This window comes from Microbacterium natoriense (genome assembly GCF_030816295.1).
Classification (GTDB): Bacteria; Actinomycetota; Actinomycetes; order Actinomycetales; family Microbacteriaceae; genus Microbacterium; species Microbacterium natoriense_A.
This window is the reverse complement of the sequence record NZ_JAUSXV010000001.1, coordinates 3,781,401-3,794,297: the sequence shown is the minus strand read 5'-3', so window position 1 is coordinate 3,794,297 and position 12,897 is coordinate 3,781,401. Positions and strand designations below refer to the sequence as shown.

The following is a 12,897-nucleotide window of genomic DNA, read 5'->3' as shown; positions in this document are numbered from 1 at the left end:
AGGGCGAGGACACCCGGCGTTCACCTCGTCGTCCCCGATCGGCCACGAACGCGTGCGACCATCCCTGGCACCATGCGTACGCCACTTGTGACCGTCATCGTCCCCGCCAAGGACGCCGGCCCGTACATCGGGACCACGCTGGAGACCCTCACCCGGCAGTTCGAGGACACCTCCGCCCTCAAGGTCATCATGATCGATGACGGTTCGCGTGACGACACCGGTGCGCTGATGCGCCGCTACGCGGATCGCTTCGACGACGCCGTCGTGCTGACGAATCCTCGCCCGCTCGGGCTCGCCAGTGCGCGCAACCAGGGACTCGACCACGTCGACGGAGATCACTTCTGCTTCCTCGACGGTGACGACTGGATGCAGCCGCTGCGGCTGCAGGTGCTCTCCGCGAGGCTGCGCGAACTGGACTGCGACTTCGTGCGCACCGACCACGTCACGGTCACCGGCACGAAGCGGATGGTGAAACGCGCACCGTTCCCGTGGCGCGAACGGGTCGCCTCCCCGCGCGACGCGATTCTTCCGGAGCACGAGCCCACCATGGTCGACTACCCGTTCGCCTGGGCCGGGATGTTCCACCGCCGGGTCATCGACCAGGGCCTCGCCGGCTTCTCGCCCGGCCTGTTCACGGCTGAGGACCGACCGTGGATCTGGCGGCTGCATCTGCAGGCGCAGTCGTTCGCCGTCGTCGACGCGCCGGCTCTGCTGTACCGTCGCGGTGTCCCCACCTCGCTCACCCAGGTGCGCGATCGGCGGCAGCTCGATTTCGTGCGTGCGATGAGAGAAGTCATCGACGTGGTCGAGGCGGATGCCGATGCGGGGCGATTCCTGCCCAAGGCCACCTGGACGGTGCTCGCGCTCAGCTCGCGGCACCTCGTGCGTGCGCGACGGATGACGCCCTCGCTGCGAGGGGAGATGCGGTCGGGCATCCGCGAGCTGCTGGGCCGCCTGCCCGTCGACGAGGTCGATGCCGTCGTCGGACGTCTGGACGGACCGCGCCGCCGTGTGCTCGCACCGCTGCTGCGCAGGGCGAGGAGTCGCGCATGACGCAGATCTTCGCGGTGCACAGCGCCTATGGGCTTGCCACTGCCGCGGCGGCGATCGACGGCGGTCTGCTCGGCACGAGGGGCGAGCGGGTGCTCGTGCCGTTCACCTCGTCGCGGATACCCGAGATCAGCCGCAGCATCCGCACCGATCCCGCCCTGCGGTCGCTGCGCGACCGGTTCGACCGCATCGAGGACCTCGATGAGCTGCTGGGAGCCACGCATCCGAGTTCGTGGAGGCCGCGCGACGCCGACCTGCCCGTGCTCGAGCGTCTGCTGACCAGGGCGTGGAGTCTCGATCGGGGAGAGGTCGAGCTGTTCGTGCAGAGCCCGCAGGTGGCACCGGCTCGGACCCTCATGACGCTGTTCCCCGGAGCGCCCGTCACGATCGTCGGCGATGGCCTGATGACCTACTCGCCGATGCGGGTGAAGCTGCCGCACACGATCGCCGCTCGCATCGTGCGTGTGGTCTACGCCGACGTGGTGCCGGGCGTGACGCCGCTCGTTGGATCGCCGCTGGCTTCCGCGGTGCCGGTGCCGGCCGCGCTGTTCGGCGCGGCGCTCGCCGAGACGGCCGATGAGACGGCCGATCGCGAATCGCTCGACACGGATTCGTCGACCGTGCTCGTCCTCGGCCAGTACCTGGCTGCGCTCGGACTCGCCACCGAGACCGAGGAGGTGGCGATGCAGGTCGAGATGATCGATCGCGCAGTCTCCTGGTCGCCGGAGCGCATCGTCTTCAAGCCCCACCCCTCTGCGCCGCCTCGGTTCACGGATGCCCTTCGGAGCAGGGCCGCGTTCCACGACGTCGAGTTCGTCGAGTACCGGGGCCCGCTCGCCGCGGAGCTCCTCGCCGAACGTCTCGACGCGCTTGCGGTGGTCGCAGGCTTCTCCACCGCTCTCCCGACCGTCCGCGCCCTGCAGGGGCGCGAGATCGGATCGGCGGGGAACGAAACTGTGCTCTCCCGCCTCACCCCCTTCGAGAACAGCAATCGGATACCCGCCACGATCGTCGACGCACTCACCCGTACGGACGGCAGGTGGACGGATGTCGGGGCGCTGCAGCTCCTCGTCGATGCGGTCGGATACGCGATGCAGCCCGAGATCGCCGCCCACCTGCGCCCTCGGGCCGAGCGGTTGCTCGGAACGCTGGAGCAGACCGAGCGCGATCGCTACTTCGGGCCCGCACGATTGGCCGCGCTGCGTCTACCAGGCGCCCCCGCGCCGACTCCGGTGCAGCGCGCGCTCCGGCCGGCGGGCGGCATCGGACGGGCCGAAGAGCTGCGGCTGACCGCGCTCGGCGTCAGACGTCGGGCTGGACGAGCATGGAAGGCGATACGAGGACGATGACGACAGTGGCGATCATCCCCGCGCGCGGCGGGTCGAAGCAGGTGCCGCGAAAGAACGTGCAGAAGGTCGGCGGGGTGCCTCTCGTGGCGAGGGCGGTGCGCGCGGCTTTCGCCGCCGACGGCATCGATCTCGTCGTGGTGTCGACCGACGACGACGAGATCGCCGGAGTCAGCGCGGCCGCAGGCGCGCGTGTCATCCGCCGCCCTGCGGAGATCTCCGGGGACACGGCGACGTCCGAGAGCGCGATCATGCATGCTCTCGACGAGCTCGCTTCCGCAGGAGAACAGGTCGACGTGATCGCCTTCCTGCAGGCGACCTCAGCGTTCATCCCGCCCGACGCCCTGGCCGCGGCGGTCGCGCAGGTGCGCAATGGCGAGGCCGACAGTGTCTTCTCGGCGTTCGAGACCTACGGATTCCTCTGGCGGAGGGATGCCGACGGCGCGGCACTGGCGATCAATCACGACGCCGCGTACCGGCTTCGGCGCCAGGACCGCGAACCGCACTATCTCGAGACCGGCGCGTTCTACGTGTTCTCGGCGGCCGGGTTCCGCCAGAGCGGGCATCGGTTCTTCGGCCGCACGGCCATCGCAGAAGTCCCGGAGTGGACGGCGATCGAGATCGACGACGAGCAGCAGCTGCGCATCGCCCGCTCCCTCGCTGCACTGCACGAGGCGGAGCATCCCATCCCGGTGAAGGCGGTCGTGACCGACTTCGACGGAGTCCACACCGACGACACGGCGATCATCGACGCGGACGGCGGAGAGCGCGTGCAGGTGAGCCGCGAGGACGGTATGGGGGTCGCGCTGCTGCGCAAGGCTGGAGTGCCGATGCTGATCCTCTCGACCGAGGTGAACGCCGTGGTGCGCGCGCGCGCCGAGAAGCTGCAGGTGCCGGTGCTGCACGGCATCGACGACAAGGCGACAGCCCTGCGTGCCTGGGCCGCCGAGAACCGCCTCGACCTCGCCGACGTCGCCTACCTCGGCAACGACGTGAACGACCTGCCTGCCATGCGCATCGTCGGCTGGCCGGTCGCAGTGGCGAACGCGCATCCGCTCGTGATCGCGGAGGCGAGGGCCGTGCTGTCCCGCGAGGGCGGTAGGGGAGCTGTTCGCGAACTGGTCGAACGCGTGTTGTCGAGCTGACGCGCTCCGGTAACCCCGGCGTCGCGCGATGTTCACTCTCGGCGCGTACCCAGGAGAGAAGGCATTCGACGACCGGAGGAATCATGACTGTCAGCATCGGATCGCACGTGATCGGCGGCGGCCATCCCGCCTATGCGATCGCCGAGATCGGCCTCAACCACAACGGCGACGTCGAGATCGCCAAGAAGCTCATCGACGTGGCCGCGCGGGCGGGGGCCGACGCCGTGAAGTTCCAGAAGCGCACGCCGGAGATCTCCACGCCGGAGCACATGCGCGACGTGCCGCGCGAGACGCCGTGGGGAACCATGAGCTACCTCGACTACCGCCGTCGTGTCGAGTTCGGCCGCGACGAGTACATCGAGATCGGCGACTACGCGACCATGCTCGGCCTCGACTGGTTCGCCTCGCCGTGGGACGTGCCCAGCGTCGACTTCCTCGAGGACCTGAACGTGGTCGCCCACAAGGTCGCCTCGGCGAGCCTCACCGACACCGAGCTGCTGGTCCGCCTGCGTGAGACGGGCAAGCCGATCATCCTCTCGACGGGCATGTCGACGATCGAGCAGATCGACCGAGCGCTGGAGGCGCTGGGCACCGACCGTGTCGTCCTCATGCACGCGACCTCGACGTACCCGCTGGAGCCGGAAGAGGCGAACCTGCGCGTGATCTCCACGCTGCGCGATCGTTACGCCGGTATCCCGGTCGGGTACTCCGGTCATGAGCGTGGCCTGCAGATCTCCCTCGCCGCCGTCGCGCTCGGCGCCGTCGCGGTCGAACGGCACATCACGCTGGACCGCACGATGTGGGGCTCCGATCATGCGGCCTCGCTCGAGCCCGCGGGGCTCGAGCACCTGGTGCGCGACATCCGCGTGATCGAGAAGGCGCTCGGCGACGGAGTCAAGCGCGTGTTCGACAGCGAGCGCGCGCCGATGGCGAAGCTGCGTCGCGTTCCGGCATGAGCGAGCCGCTGCGGGTCGTCGCGGTCGCGGATGCCGACTCGTTCGTCAAATGGTCGGCATCCCTGCTCGGCAGCGTGCCCGGCATCCGTGCGCATCTGCTGCTGGTGAAGACGCCGCTGACGGCGAGCGCTGCGCAGGAGCGCACTGCGCTCGCCGGCGCAGGGCTCGACGCGTCGTCGGTGTCGCGCATCGCGTTCCGCGAAGCGGGTCCGTGGCTCGAGGCTCAGCGCCCCGATGTCGTCCTGCTCGCCGGCCGTGGCCCGTTCGTGCGTCTGATGGGACGCGTGATCGACACGCTGTCCCGACGGCCTGTCACGGTCGCGGGGCTCCCGGGTATGGCGATCCCCGCGCAACGCGGAGCGCTCGAGTACCGGCGGCACGCTGACCTGCTCGTCGTGCACTCGCATCGGGAGGAGTGGGCGTTCGAAGAGCTCGGCCGTCGCATCGGGGTGCAGGTGCCCACGGCCCTCGCCACGCTGCCGTTCGCGAAGACCAGGGCGCGGATGCTGTCGCCCGAGCTCGTCCGCTCCGCGGGGGCGCGCGGGGTTCTCGTCGCTGAGCGCTCGGCGGGCCAGGTGCTCCGACCACCGGCCACGGATCTGGTGTTCGCCTCGCAGGCGCTCGTGCCGATGGAGCGCGAAGAGCGGGCGGAGATCGCGGCGACCCTGGTGAAGGCGGCGAACGCGGATCCGAACCGTCGGGTCGTCGTGAAGCTGCGCTCACGGCCCGGCGAGGCCGAGACGCATCTCGAGCACGACGCCTACATCGACCTGCTTGAGGGCAGGAGGCCGTCGAATCTCGTGGTCTCCTACGATTCGATGGCCGACGCCCTGTCGACGGCCGCGGGCCTTGTGACGGTGAGCTCGACCGCGGCGATCGAGGCGGTAGCGCTCGGCGTGCCGGTGATCGCCCTCGATTCGTTCGGGGTCAGCAAGTCGCTGCTGAACACCGTGTTCGTCGGCAGCGGTCTGCTGGGCGGGCGGAGCGAGGTCATCGCGGGGCGGTTCCGGCATCCGCATCCGAACTGGCTGCGCGACAACTACTTCCACCCCGAGTCCGAGTCGACCTGGTGGCAGCGGGTGGAGGAACTGGTGGCGCAACGACGGGCGGGCGCGCTTCCGGCGCGACCCGTGCGGTACGGGCGCGGGGGAGCGGTCAAGGCCGCGTGGCACCGGGCGAGCGTCCTCGGGCGCGACGACCGCACCCTGAGCGGTCGCGCCGCCCTCGCCTTCGGAGTGCCGGCGACACGTGCCATGGCCGCGGTGCGCGATCGGCGCCGTGCGCCGGGGCTCGGCACCTGGTCGGACGCCTCGACGGACTACACGCTCGAGCCGAATCCGTTCCACGACTCGATCCGGCGCTGAGCGATCTCTGGGGATCAGGGACTCTGGGAATAGAAACTGAATTGACTCAGTTATGAGTTGAGTCGCTTACGCGATTCCTCATCACCCATTGTCGCAACAAGAGAAGAGATCCGCTCATGCCTTCACTCACCGGCGCCGTCGTCCTCATCACCGGAGCGAACGGGGGCATCGGCACCCGTTTCGTCGAACAGGCGCTGGCGCGCGGAGCGGCCAAGGTGTACGCCACGGCCCGCAGCCCGCGCGAATGGAACGACGACCGTGTCGTGCCCCTTGCTCTCGACGTGACGGACCCCGCCTCGATCAGCGCGGTCGTCGAGGCCGCCCCCGACGTGACCGTGCTCATCAACAACGCGGGCGCATCCGTGCCCTCGGCCGGCATCCTCACGCACTCCGACGAGGACATCCGCCGGAACGTGGAGACGAACTTCCTCGGCCCGCTCTTCCTCGCCCGTGCCTATGCGCCGCTGCTCTCCGGACGCCCGGGTGCGGCGATCATCGACATCCACTCCGCGCTCGCCTGGTTCGCGGTCGGCGGCATCTACAGCGCCACCAAGGCCGCGCTGTGGTCCGCGACGAACTCCCTCCGCCTCGAGCTCGCGCCCGCCGGCGTCCACGTCGTCGGAGTGCACGTCGGCTACGTCGACACGGCGATGGCGGCCCACGTCGACGACCCGAAGACCGACCCGGCGGACCTCGTCGGCGCGGTTCTCGACGCCACCGAGCGCGGCGAGTACGAGGTCCTCGCCGACGAAACCTCGGTGCAGCTCAAGGCCGGCCTCAGCGCGCCGATCGAGGCGCTCTACCCGCAGCTGCGCACCGCATAGGTCCGAACTCGCAGCACTCGCGCCTCCCGCCCGTTATCCGGGACGGGAGGCGCGGGTGCAAGGCTGGGCTCGATCAGCTGCTGCGACGGATGGCGCGCACGCCGACCGTGATCCCGATGACCGCGACCGCGAGGGCGGCGACCCAGCCCCACAGCACCGTGACGTCGCCGAGATCGCCGGCGAACAGCGCCCGCTCGGCCTGAACGACCCAGTTCACCGGATTCACCGACGCGACCGCGCGCATCCACCCCGGTCCCTCGTCGAGCGGCAGCAGCATGCCCGACAGGATCAGCAACGGGAAGATCAGTGCCTGCTGCACGCCCCAGAACAGCCATTCGCGATCCTTGGTGGCGAGCGCCAGCGAGTACGAGAGGGAGCCGAGCCCCACCCCGAACACGGCGAGCAGTGCGAGCCCGACGATGAGCCCCGGCACATCGATCGCGAAGCCGAACGGCCAGGCGAGAGCGGAGATCACGAGCGCCTGCACGACGATCGGCGCGATCTCCTTGAGTGCACGGCCGACCAGCAGCGATGAGCGGGCGAGCGGAGCGACGAGGGTGCGCTCGTGCGAGCCGGTCATCATCTCGTACTGCAGGTTGGATCCGGTGGCGCCGGTGCCGAACAGCACGATCATCACGAGCACTCCCGGCACGAACCACGCCAGCGTCTCGTCGGCTGGACGACCCGAGCTGCCCACGAGAAGCGGCGCGAACAGGCCGAGGAAAACCAGCGGCTGGAGCAGGCTGAAGATGAGCGTGAAGGGATCTCGGAGCACGGGCTTGAGCTCCCTGATCAGCACGTTCTTCGTGTCCCTGGTGAGGTTCGGACGTACGAGGGTGTCGGTGGTGGTCATGAGAGGACTCCTGTCTGGGTGGTCTCGATCTCGGGGGTGGTCTCGGATGCGGCGTCGGATGAACCCTCGCCGGCTTCGCGCAGCGTGCGACCGGTGAGGGCGAGGAACACGTCGTCGAGGGTCGGCGGAACCCCGGTCGCGCGGCGGACGAGGATGCCTGCGGCGTCCAGCTCCCGCACGATCACCGGAAGCAGGCGATCGCCCTCCGGCACCGCGAGCGACACCGAGTCTCCGTCGAGGGAGACCGCGGCGGTGCTCAGGGTCGCGACGACGGAGCGAGCGAGCGCCGCATCCGCCTCGTCGGCGAAGCCGAACGTCAGCACATCTCCCGCGAGAGTCGCCTTCAGGGCTGCGGCGGCGTCGTCGGCGATGATTCGACCCTTGTCCATGACCATCACCCGCTCTGCGTAACGGTCGGCTTCTTCGAGGTAGTGAGTGGTGAGGAAGACGGTCGTCCCGTGCTGAGCGCGCAGGTCGAGGATGTGATCCCAGAGATTCGCCCGACTCTGCGGGTCGAGGCCCGTGGACGGCTCATCGAGGAAGATGAGGGGCGGGGCGTGCATGAGCCCGAGCGCGATGTCGAGACGGCGCTTCTGCCCGCCGCTGAGCTGCTGCACCGTCCTGGTGGCGAAGGAGCCGAGGTCGAGCGACTCGATGAGCGCATCGGCCCGGCGGGCGCTGTCGCGCTTGGACATGCCGTAGAAAGCCCCCTGGCTGATCAGCTCATCGCGCACCCGCTGGGAGAAGCTGCCGCTCGTGAGCTGGCCGACGTAGCCGATGCGGGCGCGGACTCCCGCTGGGTCGGTGCGGATGTCGTGCCCGACCACCCGTGCCGTGCCCGACGTCGGAGGGATCAACGTCGTCAGCATCCGCAGACTCGTGGACTTGCCGGCGCCGTTGGGGCCGAGGAACGCGACGAGTTCGCCGCGTGCTGCGGAGAAGGAGAGATCGGTGACCGCGTCGACCGACGTCTTCTTGACGGTGAAGACCTTGGTCAGGCCCTCGGTTTCGATGATGGGTTCAGTTGCCATGACTCGAAGCTAGAAGGCAACCAGGACAGATACTGTCCGCAATATCTGGGACTCTTGAGACATGTCCGACACCACGTCCCGCGCACTCGCCCTGCTCAATCTGCTGCAGACGCACCGGCACTGGCCCGGCACGGAGCTTGCGAGCAGGCTCCGTGTCACCGAGCGCACCGTGCGGCGCGACGTCGACAGGCTGCGCGACCTCGGATACCGTGTCGAGTCCACGCCCGGTGCGGCCGGCGGGTACCGGCTCGAGGCGGGCAGCGCGGTCCCTCCGCTGCTGCTCACCGACGACGAGGCCGTGACGATGGCGATCGGGCTGCGCGTGGCCGCGACCCAGCAGCTCGTCGGGGGAGCCGAGGTCACGCTCACCGCCCTCGCCAAACTCGAGCAGGTGCTGCCCTCGGCGCTGCGTCGGAGGGTGAACGCGCTCGCGGAGTCCGTGCAGCCTCCGCGCATCGGCGACGCCCCGGTCGTCTCGCCCGAGGTCCTGGGCGAGATCGCGCTCGCCACCCGCGACACGGAGCGTCTGCGGCTGCGGTACGTCGACGGGGTCGGAGTCGAGAGCATCCGCCGGGTCGAGCCGCACGCGCTGGCTCCCGCCGGACGAAAGTGGTTCCTGCTCTGCTGGGATCTCGATCGAGACGACTGGCGCACCTTCCGCGTCGATCGCATCGAGACGGTGGAGCACACGCGCGTGCTGTTCGCGAGGAGGCCGATCACCCCCGAGGAGATCGAGGAGCGGGTGTTTGTCGCCTCCTCCTGGTCGCCGCAGAAGGTCGAGGCGGATGCCGTGATGGACCTGCCCCTGGACGAGATGCAGGAGCGCTTCGGAGTCTGGTCGCAGGGCGCGACGGCAGAGGACGCACAGCGCACCCGCTGGCCCTTCGGCGGGTCCGACTGGCGCGACGCCATGTACGCGCTGCTGTGGATACCCGAGGGCGTCGAGTACACCACGACATTCCCCGAGCCGTGGCGTGCAGAACTCCGCGAGGCGGTGGAGAGGATGCTGCGCGCCCTCGACGCTCCGGCGCCGGATGTCGTCGGGTGACGGTCGCGGTCATCGCCGGACTCATAGCGTTATCCCAGGCAACGCTCCTGGCCAGAGCCCGATCCGCGCGGTAGCGTCGGGGTCATCATCGCGGCGATCCGGGCGGTCCCGGGCCTCGGCTCATAACTGAAGGCGTTGCGGGTTCGACTCCCGCCGTCGCGTCCACACGATCCATGCGCACCTCCTGTCGGGGATGATGGACCCATGCCTGCTTCTCACCGCCCAGGACTACGGGTCTCGGTCGGGGTCGTGATCCCCGAGTCCGAGCTGTCGTGGCGGTTCTCGCGGTCGTCCGGGCCCGGCGGGCAGGGCGTCAACACGGCGGACTCGCGTGTCGAGCTCGTCTGGGACGCCGCGTCCTCATCGGCACTGTCTCCGGCGCAGCGGCAGCGACTGTTCGAGCGTCTCGGCGGGCGGCTGGTCGACGGCGTGCTGACGATCGCGGCATCCGAGCACCGGGCGCAGCTGCGCAACCGCGACGCTGCGCGAGAGCGTCTCGCCGCGCTGATCGCCGAGGCTCTCCGGCCGCCGGCGCCCCCGCGTCGACCCACGAAGCCGAGCCGCGGGTCGAAGGAGCGACGGCTCAAGGCGAAGCAGCGTCGCACCGATGTCAAGCAGATGCGCCGCCGGCCTCGCGACATCTGAACCGCTCAGTCGCGCGTCCCGCGCACCAGCTCCAGGCCTGCACCTGCGAACTGCCGCAGCGTCGCGTCGGGCAGGAAGGCCCTGGTCAACGCCCCGCCGATCGCGGCGAGATCGCTCTCGTCGCGGAACAGCAGGTACATGGTCTCGTAGCGCGGGTGGAACTTCTGCTTGAAGCGGTGCAGCGAGCCGAAGCCGTATACCGGCTCCAGAGCCTCGGCGAGCCGCTCGCTCAGTGCCGCGATCATTCCGGCGTCCGGGGGATAGTCGTGGGCGAGCGGAGCGCCGGAGAGCGACATGATCTCGCACCCCTCGTCGGAGAACTGCTGCGCCGATGAGGCGATGAGGTACTCCATGACGGGACCGAATCCGCCGTCCCTGCGCCGCATGAGGTCGAGCGTCCAGCCGCGCACGACGCCGTGCTCGCCGTAGATCGGCAGCCACGACAGGAATCCGTCGACGTCGCCGTTCGGTGCGACGGCCAACGCCAGACGCACTTCCGGCGCCTCCGCCTCCTCGAGCGTGCCGAGCGTGAAGCGCATCTCGGGGAGGTCCTTGTCGCCGACCCAGGCCTCCGAGATCGCGCGCAGCTGCTGCTGCACGCCCCACGATTCGGCCTTGAGGTGGGTGAGGCGGAAGGTCATGTCCTCACGACCGGCCTTGTTCAACGAGGTCCGCACGGAGTTCCAGCGCTTGCCGGTGAAGGTCAGACCCGGCAGATCCACGATCGTGTCGTCCGCCACCACGAGACTGCGCCAGCCCGACGGCACAGCCGCACGCGTCGCATCGTCGGCGCTGAAGAAGCAGGGGATGAGGCCCGCCTGCTCGGCTGCGTGCACGAACTCCTGCACCGCCGCGGCCCGAGTCTCGGCAGGTCCGACGGGATCGGCGAGCGCGAGCGCGACGCCGTTCCGACGGTGATATGCGACGATCCCTCCGCTGGTACGGGCGTAGCTGTTGCCCTCCCAGGTCGCCATCCACGACAGCGTTCCGCCGCCGTGCGCGCGCAGCTCGGCCGTGAGGTCCTCGACGGTCGGGGCCGGTGACATGCCGATCCCTGACCGGCGCCTCGCCCGGAACGCGCGCCGCACCCAGACGAGGTAGACGAGCAGGACGAGCCAGAGGAATCCGTTCGCGAGAGCGAGCTCGGTCTCGCCGTCCCAGCGCAGATCCACCTGGGTCTGGCTGGTCAGGGTGATCAAGGTCAGCACCAGCGCGGCCACCAGGATGTTGAACAGTCCGAGGAGGATGACGAGGACCCATGACCAGCGGCGACCTCTGCGGAGTCCGCTCACGAGGACGGCGATCACGACGACATCGATCGCCAGGTCGATGAAGCCGCCGGAGGCGGGAGAAGTCGGGCCGAAAGGGCCGTCGGTGGGCACCAGGATCGTGATGATCTCGATCGCACCCAGGACGAGCACCGCGATCACCGCGATGAGCCGTTGCTCGCGCACGGTCGTGCGGCGCACACGCAGCGTCCGATCGACGGCGAGGATGAGCAGCACGGCGAGCAGATGCTCGAGATCGGCGATCGCACCCCAGAACAGCATCGCGATGAACACGAAGCCGAGCAGCACGAGCCAGCCGCGCACGCGCCATGGCGGGCGGAACAGGCCGACTGCGGCGGCGATGCACGCCATCGTGCCGCCGGACGCCCCCACATCGAGAGCGGCGGCCTGGGTCTGCGCCCACTCCCATTCGAACTGCGAGAGCATCAGGAGCAGCGCGGCGGTCGCGAGGATCGCGAAGAGCTGTCCGACCCAGTAGTAGGCGAGCGCCGCTCTTGCTCCCCGACGGAACTCGAGATAGGCCATGCCCCAGAAACCGGAGATCGTGAACACGTAGACCCAGGGCTGGTTCACGAAGAACGTGCCGGTCAGGGGCGTCCACCATCTGCCCTCGCTGAACGCGGGGAGACCGTAGGCGATGGTTTCGAACAGGTCGGCGTCTTCGAACGGAGCCCAGAGTCCGCGAGAGACGACGCCCACCGCCAGTATCACGGCGACCATGCACAGCGTGGCCGGTATCCGTCGCAGCACGGCGAGGATTCCCGTCGCGGGGGAGCGCTCCTCGATCATGCGCCCAGCGTAGCGATGGCGGATGCCGCTCAGCGCAGCCGCTTGCGCATGAAGACCTGCGCCGTGCCGTCGCCCTGGTCGATGCGTTCCGTCTCGCGGTATCCGCACGATTCGTACAGCGCGATGTTCGCCTCGCTCAGGCTGCCGGTGAACAGCTCGGCCTCTTCGCAGTCGGTGTCGTCCTCGATCGCGTCGAGCAGCCGCCTTCCGATTCCCTCGCCCTGGACGTCGGGGGCGACCGCGATCCTGCCGATCTGCAGCAGACCGTCGCCTTCACGGGCGCGCAGCGCGCCGACGATCCTTCCGTCGAGCACGGCGACGACGCCCTTCGCGGTGCGCAACTCTGCCTCCAGCTCGGGCAGTGACTGCGTGAGCGGCGGCTGGTCGGGATCTGCATAGATCTGCGCCTCCGAGACGAAGGCGGCGCGCTGGAGCGTCAGCACCTCGCCCGCGTCGGACGGTGAGATCGGCCGGATAGTGATGGCGGTCAACGTGTCCTCCTCGTGCCGTGAGTCCTCGGGTGTCGATGCCAGGTTACGTCGAGAGGCCGCGAAGGC

Annotated in this window: 12 protein-coding genes and 1 tRNA gene; 9 read left to right on the top strand and 4 right to left on the bottom strand. The window is 69.4% G+C overall.

Annotation, left to right across the window (positions count from 1 at the left end; genetic code table 11):
• The first annotated feature begins 72 nt into the window (after window positions 1–72).
• The 6 genes from QFZ53_RS18050 (at window position 73) to QFZ53_RS18025 (ending at window position 6,685) form a co-directional block, all read left to right on the top strand.
• Window positions 73–1,053, top strand: a complete 981-nt coding sequence (locus QFZ53_RS18050) for a glycosyltransferase family 2 protein (RefSeq protein WP_307298703.1) — start codon at window positions 73–75, stop codon at window positions 1,051–1,053.
• Window positions 1,050–2,399, top strand: coding sequence for a polysialyltransferase family glycosyltransferase (locus tag QFZ53_RS18045; RefSeq protein WP_307298702.1), 1,350 nt, complete (start codon window positions 1,050–1,052; stop codon window positions 2,397–2,399). The genes QFZ53_RS18050 and QFZ53_RS18045 overlap by 4 nt, the downstream gene beginning before the upstream one ends.
• The gene (locus QFZ53_RS18040) at window positions 2,396–3,541 is read left to right on the top strand and encodes an acylneuraminate cytidylyltransferase (RefSeq protein ID WP_307298700.1); all 1,146 of its coding nucleotides are present in this window, start codon (window positions 2,396–2,398) and stop codon (window positions 3,539–3,541) included. Before QFZ53_RS18045 ends, QFZ53_RS18040 begins: the two co-directional genes overlap by 4 nt.
• A gap of 83 nt (window positions 3,542–3,624) precedes the next feature.
• The gene (locus QFZ53_RS18035) at window positions 3,625–4,497 is read left to right on the top strand and encodes an N-acetylneuraminate synthase family protein (RefSeq protein ID WP_307298698.1); all 873 of its coding nucleotides are present in this window, start codon (window positions 3,625–3,627) and stop codon (window positions 4,495–4,497) included.
• Entirely contained in the window at window positions 4,494–5,861 is a 1,368-nt protein-coding gene (locus QFZ53_RS18030; protein ID WP_307298696.1) for a DUF6716 putative glycosyltransferase, read from the top strand. Before QFZ53_RS18035 ends, QFZ53_RS18030 begins: the two co-directional genes overlap by 4 nt.
• A gap of 116 nt (window positions 5,862–5,977) precedes the next feature.
• Complete coding sequence (locus QFZ53_RS18025) at window positions 5,978–6,685, top strand: SDR family oxidoreductase (RefSeq protein ID WP_307298694.1); 708 nt, start codon at window positions 5,978–5,980, stop codon at window positions 6,683–6,685.
• 73 nt (window positions 6,686–6,758) lie between these two features.
• Here QFZ53_RS18025 and QFZ53_RS18020 read toward each other — a convergent pair whose 3' ends face one another.
• Both QFZ53_RS18020 and QFZ53_RS18015 read right to left on the bottom strand, forming a co-directional pair.
• Complete coding sequence (locus QFZ53_RS18020; RefSeq protein WP_307298692.1) at window positions 6,759–7,538, bottom strand: ABC transporter permease; 780 nt, start codon at window positions 7,536–7,538, stop codon at window positions 6,759–6,761.
• Window positions 7,535–8,569, bottom strand: coding sequence for an ATP-binding cassette domain-containing protein (locus QFZ53_RS18015; protein ID WP_307298690.1), 1,035 nt, complete (start codon window positions 8,567–8,569; stop codon window positions 7,535–7,537). The genes QFZ53_RS18020 and QFZ53_RS18015 overlap by 4 nt, the downstream gene beginning before the upstream one ends.
• 61 nt (window positions 8,570–8,630) lie before the next feature.
• Here QFZ53_RS18015 and QFZ53_RS18010 point away from each other — a divergent pair, with 61 nt between their 5' ends.
• The 3 genes from QFZ53_RS18010 (at window position 8,631) to arfB (ending at window position 10,262) form a co-directional block, all read left to right on the top strand.
• On the top strand, window positions 8,631–9,617 hold the full coding sequence (locus QFZ53_RS18010) for a helix-turn-helix transcriptional regulator (RefSeq protein WP_307298688.1): 987 nt from the start codon (window positions 8,631–8,633) through the stop codon (window positions 9,615–9,617).
• 89 nt (window positions 9,618–9,706) lie between these two features.
• Window positions 9,707–9,782, top strand: a tRNA-Met gene (locus QFZ53_RS18005).
• Window positions 9,783–9,821: 39 nt separating this feature from the next.
• Complete coding sequence (gene arfB / locus QFZ53_RS18000) at window positions 9,822–10,262, top strand: alternative ribosome rescue aminoacyl-tRNA hydrolase ArfB (protein ID WP_307298686.1); 441 nt, start codon at window positions 9,822–9,824, stop codon at window positions 10,260–10,262.
• 5 nt (window positions 10,263–10,267) lie between these two features.
• Here arfB and QFZ53_RS17995 read toward each other — a convergent pair whose 3' ends face one another.
• A complete protein-coding gene (locus tag QFZ53_RS17995) occupies window positions 10,268–12,340 on the bottom strand; it encodes a bifunctional lysylphosphatidylglycerol flippase/synthetase MprF (RefSeq protein WP_292908678.1) in 2,073 nt (690 codons plus the stop codon).
• Between the two features lie 29 nt (window positions 12,341–12,369).
• Window positions 12,370–12,831, bottom strand: coding sequence for a GNAT family N-acetyltransferase (locus QFZ53_RS17990; protein ID WP_307298683.1), 462 nt, complete (start codon window positions 12,829–12,831; stop codon window positions 12,370–12,372).
• Window positions 12,832–12,897: the final 66 nt, after the last annotated feature.